This is a genomic window from Blautia aquisgranensis, from assembly GCF_040096615.1.
Taxonomy (GTDB): Bacteria; Bacillota; Clostridia; order Lachnospirales; family Lachnospiraceae; genus Blautia_A; species Blautia_A aquisgranensis.
In genome coordinates this window covers 1-17,275 of sequence record NZ_JBBMEJ010000031.1, presented here as the reverse complement: position 1 = coordinate 17,275, position 17,275 = coordinate 1, and the positions used below count along the sequence as shown (strand labels likewise).

Below are 17,275 nucleotides of genomic sequence, written 5' to 3'. Positions count from 1 at the left end.
CTCCAGCAGAACACAGTAGAGGGCGAGGAGAACCCGTTACCGGCAATTGATGCAGCCAGCGTACAGGAAGTACAGCCATACTGCTCCATGTGGGATGCGATCTATGACTGTCTGTTCTTCTGTATCAACCAGGACGTTTACGATGCACTGACACCGGAGCAGCAGGCCGTTGTTGACGAGTGTGGTCAGAAAGCAGTTGAGTATGAGCGTTATATCAACCGTTCCGGTGATGACGAGATCAGAACACGCTGGGCAGAGAAAAACGGTGTGACCTTTACCGAGAAGGAAGACATGGATATTGATTCCTTCAAAGAGGCTGTAGACGGTGTAGACGAGTGGTTCGTAGAAGAGCTGAAAAACCAGGGCTATGATGATGGTGAAGAGCTTGTAAGCCTGTTTACAAAATAATCTTCATAGATTATAATAAAAAAATGAAATAGCGAAGAGGCTGTTCTGAGATAAAATTTCAGAATGGCCTCTTTTCTTTACCGGTAAATGATTATATACTAATAATCGTCCGAATCAGAAGCAGAGATCTGGAAAGCTGTGATGACCGGACAGAAAAGGAATGGTGGAAAATATGTTCAGAGAAATGCGTTTAAAAAGAGAAGCACTGGAAGAAACAGCTGTAAAGGAGATTCTTGAAAACGGAACCTCCGGTGTACTGGCACTTCAGGGGGAGGATGGATATCCGTATGCGGTTCCTTTAAGCTATTTTTATGATGGAAAAGATAAGATTTATTTTCACGGAGCGAAAAAAGGCTACAAGATGGATATGGTGAAGCAGTGTGACAAGGCTTCCTTCTGCGTGATCGGACAGGATCAGATCGTTCCGGAAGAATACACCAGCTATTTTAAAAGTGTGATCGCTTTTGGAAAAGTCCGTATCATGAAAGACGAAAAAGAGATCCGTTCTGCGATCGAAAAAATGGCAGACAAATATCATCCGGCAGGTACGACAGAAGAGCGGAATGCAGCCATTGACAGCGAGTGGAGCATTCTCGGAATGATCGGATTTCAGATTGAACATATTTCCGGAAAACAGGCCAGAGAGCTGATAAAAAAGTAAAGGAAAAAATATGATAAAGATTGATCTGATAACAGGATTTCTCGGATCCGGAAAAACAACATTTATAAAAAAATATGCCTCCTATCTTCTGAAAAAAGGCATGAACATCGGAATTCTGGAAAACGATTTCGGGGCAGTGAATGTGGATATGATGCTGCTTCAGGATCTGATGGGCGATAACTGTGAGCTGGAGATGGTTTCCGGCGGCTGTGATGCGGACTGTCACAGACGACGCTTTAAGACAAAGCTGATCGCCATGGGAATGTGCGGATATGACCGCGTGATCGTGGAACCCTCCGGGATTTTTGATGTGGATGAATTTTTTGACGCACTTCATGAGGAACCTCTTGATAAGTGGTATGAGATCGGAAATGTGATCGCTATTGTAGATGCGAAGCTTGCAGAGGAGCTTTCACCGGGAGCTGACTATCTTCTGGCTTCCGAGGTGGCAGATGCAGGCTGTGTGCTGTTAAGCAGAAGCCAGGATGCGGCACAGGATGAGATCCAGAGCACAAAGGAACATCTGAACCGTGCACTGGAGCAGATTCAGTGCAAGCGCCGTCTGGATGCTGAGATCCTGGATGGAAACTGGGATAAACTTACAGATGAAGATATGGAGAAGATACTGAACTGCGGTTATGTAGCGGAAGACTACGTAAAAGAATCCTATGCGGAGGGCGGCGGATTTGATTCCCTGTTTTTCATGAATGTGCATATGAGTGAGGAAAAACTTAAGGAGACAGCGGAGAAACTTCTGACAGATCCATCCTGCGGAGATGTTTTTCGCGTAAAAGGTTTTCTGAAAAAAGAGGACGGGCAATGGCTGGAACTCAATGCCACCCGGCACGAAACCTGTATACAGCCCACGAAACTAGGTCAGGAGATCATGATCGTTATCGGAGAAAAGCTGAATAAAGAGGTGATCGATGGATACTGGAAGTAAGCGTGAAGGGAATGCTGCACCGGAGAGATATGTTTCGGAGACCGCCTTTGAAGAGCTGCCGGAGGTGTTTCAGAAGCTGGCAGGACTTCTTGGAGAGGATCAGTTTGAGCTGGTTCCGGCAGAAGAGGTACCGGGAGAACTTTCTTATGTGAAAAATGGAGAGATCCGTCTTGTGTATCTTATGAATGATGCGGTGGAAAGTTTTCTTGTCTTTGGAAATGCAAGAATGACAGGTGTGTATAAGCCGGATTATGAAGGAGAACTTCTGGCAGATCTGAGCCGTCAGGGCAGAGAGTATATTCTGGTGGTGCATCAGGATGATACCGTAGTCACTCTGTTTTTTGAAACACTTACTCTGGAAAAATATCTCTACGATTACAGTCAGATCGGGCATTTCTGGGTACCGGGTTATGAATATCTCCGGCAGCTGGAGTATCGTCTGGCGATCCTGCGTGATAAATATGATTACATTGGTGGTGACAGCTGCAATGCACTGGAAGAGAAGCTTGCCGTTCTGGTGGAATTTCCACCGCTGAATTACTGCTGTTATCCGGCAGTGCCGGAAAAATATATCGTGCCAAGAGAAGATCCGTGGGTTCCTTCAGAAGAAGCGATCGCAGTGATGGAAGCGATCGCAGAGCAGGCAGGGGACAGAGCTTTTTTACGATGGCTTGGGCTCTACCGAAAAATTCCGTTCAAATGTGTGGCACGAAAGCTGGCAGCGATGCTTCACAGGACGAAACATATCCGGGTAACGGAGATTCTTTCCGGGAAGCTTCAGGAAGCCTGTGCAAAGTATGGAAACCGGTCTTTTGGAAAAGAGGCAGATGAGCTTCAGGAAGCTCTGATGGAAAAAGCCCGGGAAAAGCAGACAGAGCTGCAGGTACAGGGAATCGAAGCAGAGATTCTGAGAGAAGAGCCGTTTACCACAGCCAGGGATTCCCTTGGATTAAAAGTATATCTGATGGAATGGAAAAAAGGCAGGAAAGACTGTACAGTTGAAATTCACGAAATGTAACAAAACGGAATAGCGTTTATAAAGAATGTTTGTGAAGTGTTTTGACTGACAGGGATTGCTTTTTTAAGGATGCTGGGGTATAATCTAACGGAAAGAGTTAGGAACAGCCCTTTAATAGGAAAGGAGATTTTTGAAATGAAAGTAACACATATTACAGATATTGATAAATTTTTCGAGGTAATTGACAGCTGTAAAGGAAGAGTAGAGCTTGTAACAGGTGAGGGAGACAGACTGAACCTGAAATCCAAACTTTCCCAGTATGTATCTCTTGCAAACATTTTCTCCGGCGGAGAGATTCCGGAGCTTGAGATCGTTGCTGCTGAGAAAGAGGACATCGACAAGCTCATGAACTTCATGATCAATGGCTGATAAGATGAATGGATTACGGGGGTGTGAGTTTTTCACATCCCTGTCTTTATCTGTTGTCTCACTGAAACAAAAACGGGTATAATACAAAGTAGTATAAAGATGCAACCAGGGGGTATCCGTACTTCCTGGTCAAACTACGTTAAAAGGAGTGTATACAAAATGGTAAAAATTGATATTATCTCCGGTTTCCTTGGTGCCGGAAAAACAACTCTGATCAAAAAACTTCTGAAAGACGGATTTAACGGTGAGCAGGTCGTTCTGATCGAGAACGAGTTTGGCGAGATTGGTATTGACGGTGGTTTCCTGAAAGAAGCAGGTATCCAGATCCGTGAGATGAATTCCGGATGTATCTGCTGCTCACTTGTTGGTGATTTCGGTACTTCTCTTAAGGAAGTTGTTTCCAAATATAATCCGGACAGAATCCTTATCGAGCCATCCGGTGTAGGTAAGCTTTCTGATGTTATCAAGGCAGTACAGGGTGTTCAGGATGAGGTTGATATCAAACTGAACAGCTATACAACTGTTGTAGATGCCAAGAAATGTAAGATGTACATGAAGAACTTCGGTGAGTTCTTTGACAATCAGATCCAGTATGCCGGTGCTATCATTATGAGCCGTACAGATATTGCATCCGAGAAAAAAGTTCAGGAGTCCCTGGAGCTTCTTCGCAGCCTGAATAAGGATGCAGCTATCATCACAACTCCGATCGAGAATCTGGATGGAAAGAAGCTGGTAGAGGTTATGGAGCATCCGGTATCCCTGGAGCAGGAAATGCTTGAGGAAGAGCATGAGCATCATCACCATCATCATGACGGAGAGTGTGGCTGTGGACACGATCATGACCATGAGGAGCATGAGCACCATCATCACCACGATCATGATGAGGAGTGCGGCTGTGGACACGATCATGACCATGAGGAGCATGAGCATCATCATCACCACGATCATGATGAGGAGTGCGGCTGCGGACATGATCATCACCATCATCATGCAGATGAAGTTTTCACAAGCTGGGGCCGTGAGACAATTAAGAAATATACACGTGAGGGTCTTGAGAAGATGCTGGAGGCACTTTCCGAGTCTGACAAATACGGTATCATCCTCCGTGCAAAAGGAATGCTTCCTGCAGAAGACGGAACATGGATCTATTTTGATATGGTTCCGGAGGAAACAGAGATCCGTGAGGGAGCACCGGAATACACAGGCCGTCTGTGCGTGATCGGTTCCAAGCTGGATGAGCATGCACTGGAAGAGCTTTTTGGAATCGCATAATAAGAGAAATTTTTGAATCAGATTTTTTACAGAAAGGAAACAGTTACTGTCCGGTTTAACGGACAGTGACTGACAGGATAATTTATGGAAGAGACCAGAGTTCCCATTTATCTGATCACAGGTTTTCTGGAAAGCGGCAAGACCTCTTTCCTGAACTTTACCCTGCAGCAGGATTATTTCCAGATCGATGGAAAAACACTTCTCATTCTCTGCGAAGAGGGAGAAGAAGAGTATGATGTGGAAGCACTGAAGCAGCATAACACCGATGTGGAGATCATTGAGAGTGAGGAAGAGCTTACACCGGAGAGACTTGCGGCAATGGAGATCCTGTATCAGCCGGAGCGCGTGATCGTTGAGTACAATGGCATGTGGCTGGTAAGCAAGTTTGAAGAGATGGAGAAGCCGGACGGCTGGGCAGTAGAGCAGCATATCACCTGCGTGGATTCCAGCACTTTCCAGGTTTACATGGCGAATATGAAGTCCCTTTTTATGGACATGGTCCGCAATGCAGACATGGTTATCTTCAACCGCTGCGAGGAGGATGATCCGCTTCCTTCCTACAGAAGAAGCATCAAGGTGGTAAATCAGCGCGCTGAGATCATCTTTGAGGATGAGGAAGGCGAGCTTGGAGATCTTTTTGAAGACGAGATGCCGTTCGATATTGACGCACCGGTGATCGATATTCTTCCGGAGGATTACGGAATCTGGTTTGTAGATTCCATGGACCATCCGGACCGTTATGTTGGAAAAACCGTTCATTTCAAGGCACGTGCCATGAAGCCACGCGGAATGGGAAGCAAATTCTTTGTTCCGGGGAGAACTGCAATGACCTGTTGTGCAGATGATACGACTTTCCTTGGATATATCTGCAAGAGTGCTTTTGCACCGAAGATCGCAGAAGGACAGTGGGTAGAGGTTACTGCAAAGGTTGCATTTGAGAAGAGAATGGAATATCAGGGAGAGGGCATCGTGCTTTATGCAGAGCATGTGGAAGTATGCGAGCCGCTTGCTGATGAGATGGTATATTTTAACTAAACTTAAGGAGCTTTTATGTATTTGATTGCAGGTTTGGGAAATCCGGGGAAGCAGTATGAGGCAACCCGCCATAACATGGGATTTGATACCATTGACTGTCTTGTGGAGAAGCATAATGTACCCCAGGGCGGCGTAAAATTTAATGCCATGTATGGAAAAGGAATCATCGGCGGCGAAAAAGCGATCCTGATGAAACCAATTTCCTATATGAATTTAAGCGGTGGTCCTATCCAGGAAATGTCCAGCTATTTCAAGATCGATCCGGAGACAGAGCTGATCGTTATTTACGATGATATTGATCTGGAGCCGGGACAGCTCCGCGTGCGTAAGCAGGGAAGTGCAGGCGGACATAACGGAATCAAGGATATCATCCGCCGTCTCGGAACTGAGAAATTTATCCGCATCCGTGTGGGTGTGGGTGCGAAGCCGAAGGGATGGGATCTGGCAGATTTTGTGCTGGGCCATTTTTCGGACAGTGACCGCAAGCTTGTGGACGAGGGAATCCGTGATGCAGCAGATGCTGTGGAGCTGATTCTGTCTGAGGGCGTAGATGCGGCAATGAATAAATATAACAGGAAAAAGCCTAAAACTTTATAAGAATTGAGGTTTGTATGGAAGCATTTTTGCAGCCTCTGCAGGGTCTTGCAGAGTTTGACGAAATAAAAAAGCGCTGTGGCGCAAACCGCGGAATTCTTACAGTTTCCGGATGCATGGAGTCCCAGAAGGTCCATCTGATGTATGGACTTTCCGGGCTTTTTCCATATCATCTGATTCTTGCGGATGATGAGAGGCATGCGAAGGAAATCTATGAGGATTACCGTTTCTATGACAAAAATGTATATTTTTATCCGGCAAAGGATCTTCTGTTTTTTCAGGCGGATATCCATGGAAACCTTCTGATCCGTCAGCGTATGCGGGTGATCCGTGCACTTCTGGAGCAGGAAAACGTAACCGTTGTCACAAGTATAGACGGATGCATGGATTTTCTGATGCCTCTGGAGAAGATACGGAACAGTCTTCTGCATTTTAAGAGTGACAGTGTGGTGAATCTGGAAAAGCTGAAAACAGATCTTGTAGAGCGTGGATTTGAGCGTGTCGGGCAGGTGGAGCTTCCGGGACAGTTTTCCGTCCGTGGAGGTATTATCGATATTTATCCGCTGACAGAGGACAATCCGTGGCGTATTGAGCTCTGGGACGATGAGATCGATTCGATCCGAAGCTTTGATGCGGAAAGCCAGCGTTCCCTGGAAAATGTGGATGAGATCACGATCTATCCGGCAGTGGAGAAGAACGACGGAAAAGATATGGTATCTTTCCTGGATTATTTTCCGGAGGAAAAAACGCTGCTGTTTCTGGATGAGCCGAATCATCTGACTGAGAACGGAGAAGGCGTTGAGGAAGAGTATCGTCAGAGCCGTATGCACAGAGAAGAAAAAGGGGAGACGAACCTTCCGGAGCAGTGGCTCTGCAGTTTCAAGGAGGTTCAGAAAAATCTGAACAGAAGGAACTGTGTGGCAGTTTCCGCGCTTTCACCAAGGCGTTCCGGCTGGAAGATCACAGAGGAATTTGACCTTACCGTGAAATCCGTAAATTCCTACAACAGCAGCTTTGAGCTTCTGGTAAAGGATCTTCAGCAGTATAAAAGCCAGGGCTACCGTATTGCATTGCTCTCCGGCTCCAGAACAAGGGCAGAGCGTCTGGCAAAGGATCTCTCGGAAGAAGGTTTGAACGCCTTTTATAGACAGGATTATGACCGCGTCATCAATCCGGGCGAGATCATGGTGGTTTATGGCCATGCGCGAAGAGGTTTTGAGTATCCGCTGATCAAATTTGCGGTGATGACTGAGTCTGATATTTTTGGCAAGGAGCAGAAAAAACGCAAAAAAAAGAAGAAATACAGCGGAGACAGGATCCAGGATTTTGCAGAGCTTTCCATCGGTGATCTGGTGGTTCACGAGAAACACGGACTTGGAATCTACCGTGGAATTGAAAAAGTGGAGGTTGACCGTGTTGTAAAGGATTACATCAAGATCGAATATCGCGGAGGCAGCAATCTCTATATTCTGGCAACCCAGCTGGATGCGCTGCAGAAATATTCCGGAGCTTCCGATAATGCCAGGACACCGAAGCTGAACAAGCTCGGCGGCCAGGAGTGGAACAAGACCAAGAGCCGGGTAAAGGGAGCTGTCAAAAATATCGCAAAAGAGCTGGTGGAGCTTTATGCTGTCCGCCAGGAAAAAGAAGGCTACGTCTGTGGTCCGGATACAGTGTGGCAGAAGGAATTTGAAGAGATGTTTCCTTATGAGGAAACAGAGGATCAGCTTGCTGCGATCGAGGATACCAAGAGAGATATGGAGAGTACCAAGATCATGGATCGTCTTGTGTGCGGCGATGTGGGGTACGGAAAGACGGAGGTTGCGCTTCGGGCGGCTTTTAAAGCGGTTCAGGAGAGCAGACAGGTGGTTTATCTGGTTCCGACTACGATCCTTGCCCAGCAGCATTACAACACCTTTGTACAGCGTATGAAGGAGTTTCCGGTGAAGGTGGATCTGCTCTGCCGTTTCCGTACTTCTGCCCAGCAGAAAAAGACCATCGAGGGTATCAGAAAAGGTCAGGTAGATATCGTGATCGGTACGCATCGTGTTCTTTCCAAGGATGTGGAATTCAAAAATCTGGGACTCCTGATCATTGATGAGGAGCAGCGTTTCGGTGTCACTCACAAAGAAAAGATCAAGCAGATGAAAAAGGATGTGGATGTGCTGACTCTGACTGCCACACCGATTCCACGTACTCTGCACATGAGTCTGATCGGCATTCGTGATATGAGTGTTCTGGAGGAGCCTCCGATGGATCGTGTACCGATCCAGACGTATGTTATGGAGTACGATGAGGAGACAGTCCGGGAAGCCATTCGCAGAGAGCTTCGCCGTGGCGGGCAGGTTTACTATGTATACAATCGGGTCAATGATATTGCGGAGGTGGCTCTTCGGATATCGAAGCTTGTGCCGGAAGCAAGAGTTGATTTTGCCCATGGGCAGATGAGCCAGCGTGAGCTGGAGCAGGTAATGTATGATTTTATCAACGGAGATGTGGATGTGCTGGTTTCTACCACGATCATTGAGACCGGCCTGGATATTTCCAATGTAAATACCATGATCATTCACGATTCCGACAGATATGGGCTTTCACAGCTGTATCAGCTCCGTGGCCGTGTGGGCCGCTCCAACAGAACTGCCTATGCGTTTCTGATGTACACGAAGAACAAGATGCTGCAGGAAAATGCGGAAAAACGTCTCAGCGCCATGCGGGAATATTCAGATCTTGGAAGCGGATTCAAGATCGCCATGAAGGATCTGGAGCTTCGCGGAGCGGGAAATCTTCTTGGTGCCCAGCAGCACGGACATATGAATGCAGTTGGTTATGATCTTTACTGCAAGATGCTCAGTGAGGCTGTCAAGGAGGCAAAAGGAATCCAGACTATGGATGATTTTGAGACGACCATTGATCTGAATATTGATGCGTTTATCCCGGATTCTTATATCAGCAATGAATTTCAGAAACTGGATATTTATAAGCGTATTGCAGGTATTCAAAGCCAGCAGGAGTACGATGATATGCTGGAGGAGCTGATCGACCGTTTCGGAGAGCCGGGAAAAGCTGTTCTGAATCTTCTTGCCATTGCACAGCTGAAAGCACTTGCTCATCAGGGATATGTGACAGAGATCAAACAGCTTGGAAAAGATGTGCGGATCACTCTTTACGAAAAAGCAAAGCTGGATCCTGCAGTAATTCCGGCGATCCTGGCACAGTACAGGAGAGGACTGCAGTTCAAGGCAGATCAGGAGCCGAAGTTTATCCTGATGCCACAGGGAAGGCTGATCGAAGAGCTGATGAAATTTGCCGGCGAGCTTGCAAAACATGCAGAACCGCTGGAATAGGTTATGGTATGAATTCATCCACGATGATCGGTATAAAATACAAAATCCTGTGGAAAATACAGGATTTTCGACAAAATAGATGTGGATAAATTGTGAAATGTCGTGGATGTTTATGAAATTCCTTGCTCTTGAAGATGAAAGCGTTTATAATCAAATATTATGGAATAAATGCCGGACACAGGTTTTTATGGACGGGATAGATGGAGGAAGAAATGAAAAATTCAGCAAAAAAAATCGCACTTACTGCTCTTGTCTGTGTTACAGCAGCAGGCATGATGACTGGCTGCGGAAGCAAAAAGCTTGACGGTACAAAAACAGCAGTAACCGTTAATAAAGAAGAAGTATCTCTTGGTGTGGTAAATCTTGCGGCACGTATGCAGCAGGCCCAGGCTGAGGCTATGTATAAGATGTATCTTGGCGGAAACAGTGATTCCATGTCAATCTGGGATACCAAGATGGAAGATGAGTCTGACGAGACTTATGGCGAGAATGCAGTGACAACAACGGTTGAGTCTGTTGAGAAGATGTGCCTGGAGAAGGAGCATGCGTCTGAGTATGATGTAGAGATCACAGACGATGAGCAGAAGGCAATCGAGGAAGCTGCGAAGAACTTTATGGCAGCCAATACAGATGAGACGATCGCGGAGCTTGCGGTAAGTGAAGATGATGTTAAGAAATTCCTTGAACTTGAGACTTATGATCTCAAGATGAAGGATGCCATTGAGGCAAAAGCAGATATCAAGCTTGATGAGAAGGAATATCAGCAGATGGCTTTCAGCTATGCGAGCGTAAGAGTCAGCGGTGACAATGTTACAGATGATGATGCGAAGAAGAACGAGGAGAATATCCAGAAATTTCTTGATAAGCTCAATGAGGATACAACAGCAGATTTCAGCGAGATCGGTAAAGAAATTGATGAAAATATGACAGCAACGACCGGCACATGCCCGACCTATGAGGAAGGTGATGACAGTGCGACGAACGGTGACGCTTATCCGGATGATGTGCGTACAGCTCTTCGTAAGCTTGAAGAGGGAGAGGTTAACAAAGATATCATCAAGACAGATTCCATCTGGTATGTGGTAAGACTTGATTCCAAAGATGATGAGACTGCAACAGAGAATAAGAAAGAATCTCTGACAAGTACCAAGAAGGACGACTACTATAACGATACAACAGATGGCTGGAAGAAGAAAGCAGACATCAAGGAAGAGAAGAAGCTGATCAAGAAGATCAAGATCACAGATAATCACAGCTTTACGATCCAGACACCAACTCCGACACCGGAAGCGGAAGTGACAGAGACACCAGCGGCTGAGGATACTACAGCAACTGATTCTGCCACAGCAGAAGCAACCGAGACACCAGCAGCAGAGGATACAGAGGTAACTGAGACACCGGAAGCTGAGAAATAATATGTGAAAGTAAGAACATAAAAAATGAGCAGTGTACAGTAGATTTTAATACTGTACACTGCTTGTTTTTTTATAGCAGATGAATCAGTGATGCTGGTGTTCCAATTTCCTGTTATCAGATCAGTTTCAGATGCTTCAGGGCATTATAAATACCGTCTTTATCAACGGCAGTTGTCTGCCAGGTGCAGTCTTTTTCGATATCGCCGTAGGAATTTCCCATGGCAACACTGGTACCGGCGGATTTCAGCATTGGAAGGTCGTTAGGGCTGTCACCGAATGCGTAGCTGTTTTCACGAGGGATAGAAAGCCGGTCAAGCAGAAAATCCATGCCTGTGGCTTTGCTGATACTTTTCTGTGTTATTTCCCAGATTCCGTCTTCGTGCTCAAAGCGTGTATAGTGATCATCACAGAAGGTGCGGAATTTTTCCACATCGGAATCCGGAAGCATGTTGACAAGAAACTTATCAAAAGAGTAGGTGCATGCGTCTTCACGGTTGAATTTCGTGATGTCTGTCATAGGGATCTTTTTTCGCATTCTGGCACCGAAGTCGGACTGGGCAGGGGAAGCTCCGTCATACAGGATTGCAGTATTGGATTCAAACATTGCCTCGATCTTGCATTTACGAAGAAGATCTACAGTCTCCTTACAGAGAAGATTAGGGACTGTACGGAAAAAAAGCAGTTTATTATCCATGTAAATGTGAGTTCCGCATCCATATACATAGCCGTCAAAAGGAAGCTCTGCGATTTCCGGTGGCATCATTGCTTTGGTCCGTCCTGTGTTGACGAAGAGCAGATGACCATTTTCGTGTGCTTTGTTAAGGGCATCTTTTGTGCTTTCCGGAACTGTGAAAGGATACGGGGTGAGAAGCGTACCATCTATGTCAAAGAATAAGATTTTTTTATTGTTCATGTGTTATCTCCTTTTTAGAGTGACTTAGAAAGGAATTTCCTCTTCACTGTTACTTTCAGAGGATACTTCATCGGTTTTATCTGTGGTCGGGTTCAGTGCACTGACACGGATACCGTTAAGCTCTACCTCGCTTTCCATAGGAATGACTAAGCATTTACGGCCGTCAATGATGCGGGTCTCCACAAGATCAGCACGGTCCGGCGCTACATGGATCACAACATCGGGAGTCTTGATCTCGAATTTTTTTGTATTGGTGATGTTGGAAGCCACCAGGGCGGATTTTTCGCCGGCAGCCAGCTCATACCGTTCATCAAAATTTTCAAGCTTTTCATCTTCTACACCGCATTCTTCAAAAAGACGTTTAACCTCGGATTTTGTAAGAACAACGGGTTCGGGCTCATCTTTCTGGGACTCGATAAGATCATTGAGTTTTTCGTGGATCTCAAGGACTGTATCGTAAGCACAGTCATCACCAAGAGTTTCTTCCACAAGGGCGTTAAAAGAATCACGCTGACTTCCGGCTGACAGTGGTGTAGTGCATCCAAAGACTTCATCCATCATTACAGAACGGAGCTCTTCGGCATTTTTGGTGTAGTAGAGCAGTCCGTGGATATCTGTGCTGCGGTCATTGAACTGCGGGAAAAGGAAGCCCCAGTCAGGCATTTCCACCAGCCAGTCACGGATTCTATCCTCGATATTATTGGTTTCTGCATTATAATGAAGACCTGATTTAGAGAGCTTCACCGGGCAGATACTGCAGAGGATGTGATCGTAGATCTCGTCAGAAGCATCGAACATTTCCGCACCGTCAGAGGATTTTCCCGGGATATCATAAACTGCGTGAATAAGGATAATGTAGTAGTTTTCGCCGTAGTCGTAGTTTTCGATGATCTTATCATAGAAGGCTTCAGTGAGCGCATCGTCAGTGAGCTTGCTCTCCCGGAGTTTCATAAGAAAATTCTGAGTACCGCCTTCTGCTTCCTGCTCCAGAGGAAATTCCATGTTGATAAGGTTCTTGCCTACGGTACCGCTGAGAGTCTTGCGGAAGATATCAAAATATTTGAACATTTCTTCTTCTGATAAAGAAAGGAAAGCTTCCCTGAGCTCTGTCTTTTTGTTTTTTTCACCGTCAACATAACAGCCACAGATGCGCGTGATGGAACAACGATCCAGTGTGAACTGCTTTTTGATTTCTGCGATTTCTTTTTTGTTCATGTATGGTTTACCTCGGACTTTGACTTTTTTCGGTTTTTTGGATTATTATAGCACACGTGTTTGGTGTGGGCAAGATAAGGGTTTACTGTTGCTAAGCATCTGTAAGAAACTGACGGTGGCAGATTCTGCAGGTGACCTTCGTTTGCAAAAAATACCTTGTGGAATATTGCCTGTGAATGGTAATGAGAAATGAAAATGTCGAATTCTGGTGATGAAAACTTCTGGATGAGAGATGTAAAATATGATAATATAAAAATATCTTATAAGATCTGGCCTTTTTCAGGCATTCATTCTGCTTCAAAGTCTGAAGCGATTTCCAAAAAAATAATAAAAAACTGTATACAGGGTTTTCGAAAATGTGTGTTGAATGGTATAATTGTAATACCAGAAGGAGTATTAATTGAGTGACAATACGATTTTTGATGATGTTTTCCGTACGATGCTGGAAAAAATGACGTTTCTTGTAGTGCCATTAATTAACGAGGTATTTCATACGTCATATCCGGAAGATATAAAGATTACGCAGTTGCGTAATGAGTATCAGCAAAAAGATGGTGAGATCATTACAGATTCCCGATTGCTGATCGGGGATAAGATATATCATATCGAGTGTCAGAGTAAAGATGATATGACAATGTCTATCCGTATGATTGAGTATGATTTTGCGATAGCGATTGAGACTGCACAGAGACAGGGACGACGATATCAGCTGAAGCTTCCGTATTCCTGTGTCCTCTATCTGCGAAGTACGAAAAATACGCCGGATTTTCTGGAAACAGAAATAATTTTTCCAGATGGAAAAAAACATCTATACAGAGTACCAACTGTAAAATTGGCAGATTATACAAAAGATGATATATTCGAAAAAAATCTCTTAATGTTACTGCCGTTTTATATCATGCGATATGAAAAGAAAAGTCATGAGATACAGGAAAATCCGGAACTTTTTCAGGGGTTGCTGAATGAATTTGAGTCAATTCGCGTTAAACTGGAAGAAGAGATTACGGAAACAGGCAAATCGGAACTGTATGTTGATCTGATAAAACTGATCATCAGGATATCTGATTATATTTTCAAGGATGAAGAAACAGTGAGGAAAGGAGTTGGTAAGATTATGGGCGGACATGTTCTGGAACTGGAATCTGAAAGAAGAGCCAGAATTCTGGCCGAAGAAAAAGAGAAGGCCAGAGAGCAGGGGCTTGCGGAAGGAAGAGAGGAAGGAAGAGAGGAGGGAAGAGCCGAGGGAAGAGCCGAGGGAAGAGCCGAAGGAAGAGCCGAGGGAAGAGCCGAAGGAATAACCCAGGGAAAACTTCAGGGAGAACAGAGATTAAGTGTTCTGATCAACAGACTTATCCTTGACGGACGAAGTGATGAAATTTCAAAGGTTGTAACGGATCGAAACACATGTGAGCGTATGTATGAGGAATATCATCTGTAAAAATAGGAAATAAGAAAAAGAGGAAGTGAATGTATATAAAAATACAAGGCTTCCTCTTTTTGATTAAAAAATCCAAACTTTATTCCGAAAATTACAGCATGGAATATCCGTAACTGCTGACTATAGCATCGATTTTCTGACGGTTCTTACACATTGGACAGTTGTCAGAGCGATAGGAGTGATAATCTGGAATATCCCTGGACTGGAAAATAGAATGAACAGGAAGGGAAGCTACGCTGTCTATGCAGCTGTAGATCGCTGCAACGCCGCGAATCTTACCACCATAATATAAAACACTCTCGATAGCACGATTCAGGGTGGAACCTGTTGTAATGGAGCCGTTGAGGATGAGAATATTCTTATTGTTTATCATGGGCTCATAATTATCACGGAAGATCATCTGTCCTGTGCTGTTGAATTCCGGGGTGATAACATAAATAGTCTGATGTGCGTTCATGGAAAGAACGCCGGCTTTCGTCAATTCTTCGGCAAGATAAGCACCGACAACTTCCAGACCGTCCATGCAGACAATAGTATCTACCGGAATGGAAGATTCATAATTAGCAGCAAGAGCAGCAGCAATGTTCTGAGCCTCAGAACATCTGGACTTCATAGTAGTAAGATCCAGATAATGTGTAATATGAGACTGGGAAGTTACAAAATGTCCCGGAATCATTTTCAACTGGATACGGCTGTCACTGTTTGCATAAATTTTTATGATTTTGTCCTGATCCATCATAATAAAAACCTCCTGTCATTAACATGTTTGTGTGGTTGTTCAGAAGATGTGTCCTGAAGGACTGAAAAACATATTTTTTAATGTGCATATTATACCATTAATTGCAAAAAAATGGAACAATGCACTGCAAAATATACAAAAAATATTTGGAATAGAGACAAAAGATTGTTAAAAAATGACCAAGATTATAATGAACCGATGGGGAACCGATGGGGACGGTGTTTTTTGGAATAACAGGCATAAAAAGAGGAGGGATGGGAACCCATCCGGATTCCCACCTCTCCTGGTGAAAGTGAGTCATCGTTATCCTTCGATAGAGATGTATTTATCAGCGGCAATCTCTTCAGCTGCTTTTTTCGGAAGAGAAAGTCTCAGAACACCGTTTTCGAATTTAGCATGTACATCTTCGTTCTTTACGCCGTTGCCGACATAGAAGCTTCGGCTGGAACTTCCGGCGTAACGCTCACGACGGATGTAATTGCCTTTCTTATCCTCTTCGTCCTTGTCAAGACCTTTAGCAGCAGAAATAGTAAGATAACCATCTTTCAGCTGAACCTGAACCTCGTCTTTCTTGAAGCCCGGCAAATCTACGTCAAGTTCATAACCCTGATCTGTTTCACGAACATCAGTCTTCATAATATTTTTAGCATGTTTACCATAAAGAGGATTCTTGCCGTTAAAGAAATTATCTCTGAATCCAAAATCATCCATCCAGTCATCAAATAAGTTTTCTCCAAATACACTCGGGAACATCATAAGTCATTTCTCCTTTCAAATTGAAACGCCGTTCCGGTGGATCAAGAGATCCCACTGTTGTCGGTATATAGTTACCACTTCGGGTTATTCCGTTGTGGTTGTTGTTTTGTTCTCTGGAACATCCGGAAGAACTTCTTTTTTCTCTCTTCCTTTGTTCTGTATGTACTATAACACGCATTGTTAGCCAAGTCAATAGTCGAGTGCTAATTTCACAGAATGTTCATATTTGCTATGCTACTGGGGACGGTGTTTTTCGGCCTTGGTTATTGTCCCCCATGGCCAAATGAACTACAGTTTTCGTTTCCCACAGACTCCCCTGAAAGCCACTTTTCCCCGTCCCCATTGGTTTCGAGACGCAGCCTGAGATTTGCATTCACAGCTCTGATCGCTATTATAGCTGTCTGCATTGCCTGGTTTGTGAATAATACACAGGTAAGAGTGAACGGAATACAGATTTCGGCGGAGGATGATCAGCAGTTTGAAATTGCGAGTGTGGGAGAGCGTCAGAAAGTGGAAGTAGACTACTTGAAAGATGCTGAGAGCAAAAATGTTCTTTCGGATGGAACGGCAGAGGAAATATATAATTGCTATATAGATGTTGATAATGGAGAAAGAAAAGATGTATATCAAACATACTATACCGGCAGAAGCGGTGTTGCATGGCGTATGGAAGTGCAGAAAAACCTGGCACCGGGTTCGGGTGATAAATTGGAATTCTATCTGATTCCCCAAAAAACAGGCTTAAAGTCAGTGACTGTTAAATTGAATCTGAAGGGATATACATTAAAGGATGAAAAAGCAGAATTAATTAGCGATAATAAAATCTTATCAATGGGCATATTCTTCTATTCAGACACCATAATGATGAATATGGATATTATGACTGGCTGGGTGAGAAGTCAACCCTTACGTTGAAAGCTCCGAAAAGTTCCGAAGAAGGTTTTGGGAAGAATATTCCATATAAAGTTACTCTATATTGGAAATGGCCTCAATATTTTAGAAATTATATCTATACACTACTTTACAACTTTATAAATAATGCTCCTGCTTAACAATCGCCTGTTTTAAGGCATTTATTATTGATGATGATTTTATTTGGGTTTCGATATTTTGCACCAAAGTGGCAAAAAATACCTGCTGGCGTATACCCTCGCT

Annotated in this window: 17 protein-coding genes; 13 read left to right on the top strand and 4 right to left on the bottom strand. The window is 44.4% G+C overall.

The window, feature by feature from the left end; translation table 11 throughout:
• The 10 genes from WMO28_RS16065 to WMO28_RS16020 all read left to right on the top strand — a co-directional run.
• On the top strand, positions 1-408 hold a 408-nt coding region (locus WMO28_RS16065), incomplete at its 5' end, for a type 2 periplasmic-binding domain-containing protein (protein WP_494337494.1).
• A 172-nt stretch (positions 409-580) separates the two neighbouring features.
• Positions 581-1,069: a pyridoxamine 5'-phosphate oxidase family protein gene (locus WMO28_RS16060; protein WP_349057630.1), complete on the top strand. Its 489-nt coding sequence runs from the start codon at positions 581-583 to the stop codon at positions 1,067-1,069.
• Positions 1,070-1,079: 10 nt separating this feature from the next.
• Positions 1,080-2,012, top strand: coding sequence for a GTP-binding protein (locus WMO28_RS16055; RefSeq protein WP_349057629.1), 933 nt, complete (start codon positions 1,080-1,082; stop codon positions 2,010-2,012).
• Positions 1,996-3,030: a DUF3878 family protein gene (locus WMO28_RS16050; RefSeq protein ID WP_349057628.1), complete on the top strand. Its 1,035-nt coding sequence runs from the start codon at positions 1,996-1,998 to the stop codon at positions 3,028-3,030. The genes WMO28_RS16055 and WMO28_RS16050 overlap by 17 nt, the downstream gene beginning before the upstream one ends.
• Positions 3,031-3,165: 135 nt before the next feature.
• Positions 3,166-3,399, top strand: coding sequence for a polya polymerase (locus tag WMO28_RS16045; RefSeq protein WP_178642945.1), 234 nt, complete (start codon positions 3,166-3,168; stop codon positions 3,397-3,399).
• Positions 3,400-3,558: 159 nt separating this feature from the next.
• Positions 3,559-4,671 carry a CobW family GTP-binding protein gene (locus WMO28_RS16040; RefSeq protein ID WP_349057627.1) on the top strand — a complete coding sequence of 371 codons (1,113 nt, stop codon included), beginning with the start codon at positions 3,559-3,561 and terminating at the stop codon, positions 4,669-4,671.
• Positions 4,672-4,755: 84 nt separating this feature from the next.
• Entirely contained in the window at positions 4,756-5,706 is a 951-nt protein-coding gene (locus WMO28_RS16035) for a TIGR03943 family putative permease subunit (RefSeq protein WP_349057626.1), read from the top strand.
• Between the two features lie 15 nt (positions 5,707-5,721).
• Complete coding sequence (gene pth, locus WMO28_RS16030) at positions 5,722-6,303, top strand: aminoacyl-tRNA hydrolase (protein WP_178642939.1); 582 nt, start codon at positions 5,722-5,724, stop codon at positions 6,301-6,303.
• Positions 6,304-6,317: 14 nt separating this feature from the next.
• Positions 6,318-9,644 (top strand): transcription-repair coupling factor, encoded by a 3,327-nt coding sequence (gene mfd / locus WMO28_RS16025; RefSeq protein ID WP_178642937.1) that lies wholly within the window; start codon positions 6,318-6,320, stop codon positions 9,642-9,644.
• 212 nt (positions 9,645-9,856) lie between these two features.
• On the top strand, positions 9,857-11,059 hold the full coding sequence (locus WMO28_RS16020) for an FKBP-type peptidylprolyl isomerase (RefSeq protein WP_349057625.1): 1,203 nt from the start codon (positions 9,857-9,859) through the stop codon (positions 11,057-11,059).
• A gap of 115 nt (positions 11,060-11,174) precedes the next feature.
• Here the strand turns inward: WMO28_RS16020 and WMO28_RS16015 are convergent, their stop codons facing one another.
• The gene (locus WMO28_RS16015) at positions 11,175-11,972 is read right to left on the bottom strand and encodes an HAD-IIB family hydrolase (protein WP_178642933.1); all 798 of its coding nucleotides are present in this window, start codon (positions 11,970-11,972) and stop codon (positions 11,175-11,177) included.
• Between the two features lie 24 nt (positions 11,973-11,996).
• Entirely contained in the window at positions 11,997-13,187 is a 1,191-nt protein-coding gene (locus tag WMO28_RS16010; protein WP_349057624.1) for a DUF4317 domain-containing protein, read from the bottom strand.
• Positions 13,188-13,382: 195 nt separating this feature from the next.
• Between WMO28_RS16010 and WMO28_RS16005 the strand changes: the two genes are divergently transcribed.
• Together WMO28_RS16005 and WMO28_RS16000 are read left to right on the top strand one after the other, a co-directional pair.
• Complete coding sequence (locus tag WMO28_RS16005) at positions 13,383-13,595, top strand: hypothetical protein (RefSeq protein ID WP_178642929.1); 213 nt, start codon at positions 13,383-13,385, stop codon at positions 13,593-13,595.
• A complete protein-coding gene (locus WMO28_RS16000; RefSeq protein WP_349057623.1) occupies positions 13,588-14,625 on the top strand; it encodes a hypothetical protein in 1,038 nt (345 codons plus the stop codon). Before WMO28_RS16005 ends, WMO28_RS16000 begins: the two co-directional genes overlap by 8 nt.
• 91 nt (positions 14,626-14,716) lie before the next feature.
• Here the strand turns inward: WMO28_RS16000 and WMO28_RS15995 are convergent, their stop codons facing one another.
• Both WMO28_RS15995 and WMO28_RS15990 read right to left on the bottom strand, forming a co-directional pair.
• A complete protein-coding gene (locus WMO28_RS15995; RefSeq protein ID WP_435376720.1) occupies positions 14,717-15,364 on the bottom strand; it encodes a phosphoribosyltransferase in 648 nt (215 codons plus the stop codon).
• A 303-nt stretch (positions 15,365-15,667) separates the two neighbouring features.
• On the bottom strand, positions 15,668-16,120 hold the full coding sequence (locus tag WMO28_RS15990) for an Hsp20/alpha crystallin family protein (protein WP_349057622.1): 453 nt from the start codon (positions 16,118-16,120) through the stop codon (positions 15,668-15,670).
• Positions 16,121-16,630: 510 nt separating this feature from the next.
• On the opposite strand from WMO28_RS15990, the gene WMO28_RS15985 reads away from it, so the two are divergent.
• The gene (locus WMO28_RS15985; RefSeq protein ID WP_349057621.1) at positions 16,631-17,035 is read left to right on the top strand and encodes a hypothetical protein; all 405 of its coding nucleotides are present in this window, start codon (positions 16,631-16,633) and stop codon (positions 17,033-17,035) included.
• Positions 17,036-17,275: the final 240 nt, after the last annotated feature.

Bases quoted from the DNA above. Each gene is read 5' to 3' on its own strand.
- WMO28_RS16060 (WP_349057630.1), top strand. From the start codon at position 581: ATGTTCAGAGAAATGCGTTTAAAAAGAGAAGCACTGGAAGAAACAGCT.
- WMO28_RS16055 (WP_349057629.1), top strand. From the start codon at position 1,080: ATGATAAAGATTGATCTGATAACAGGATTTCTCGGATCCGGAAAAACA.
- WMO28_RS16050 (WP_349057628.1), top strand. From the start codon at position 1,996: ATGGATACTGGAAGTAAGCGTGAAGGGAATGCTGCACCGGAGAGATAT.
- WMO28_RS16045 (WP_178642945.1), top strand. From the start codon at position 3,166: ATGAAAGTAACACATATTACAGATATTGATAAATTTTTCGAGGTAATT.
- WMO28_RS16040 (WP_349057627.1), top strand. From the start codon at position 3,559: ATGGTAAAAATTGATATTATCTCCGGTTTCCTTGGTGCCGGAAAAACA.
- WMO28_RS16035 (WP_349057626.1), top strand. From the start codon at position 4,756: ATGGAAGAGACCAGAGTTCCCATTTATCTGATCACAGGTTTTCTGGAA.
- pth (WP_178642939.1), top strand. From the start codon at position 5,722: ATGTATTTGATTGCAGGTTTGGGAAATCCGGGGAAGCAGTATGAGGCA.
- mfd (WP_178642937.1), top strand. From the start codon at position 6,318: ATGGAAGCATTTTTGCAGCCTCTGCAGGGTCTTGCAGAGTTTGACGAA.
- WMO28_RS16020 (WP_349057625.1), top strand. From the start codon at position 9,857: ATGAAAAATTCAGCAAAAAAAATCGCACTTACTGCTCTTGTCTGTGTT.
- WMO28_RS16015 (WP_178642933.1), bottom strand. From the start codon at position 11,972: ATGAACAATAAAAAAATCTTATTCTTTGACATAGATGGTACGCTTCTC.
- WMO28_RS16010 (WP_349057624.1), bottom strand. From the start codon at position 13,187: ATGAACAAAAAAGAAATCGCAGAAATCAAAAAGCAGTTCACACTGGAT.
- WMO28_RS16005 (WP_178642929.1), top strand. From the start codon at position 13,383: ATGTCGAATTCTGGTGATGAAAACTTCTGGATGAGAGATGTAAAATAT.
- WMO28_RS15995 (WP_435376720.1), bottom strand. From the start codon at position 15,364: ATGATGGATCAGGACAAAATCATAAAAATTTATGCAAACAGTGACAGC.
- WMO28_RS15990 (WP_349057622.1), bottom strand. From the start codon at position 16,120: ATGATGTTCCCGAGTGTATTTGGAGAAAACTTATTTGATGACTGGATG.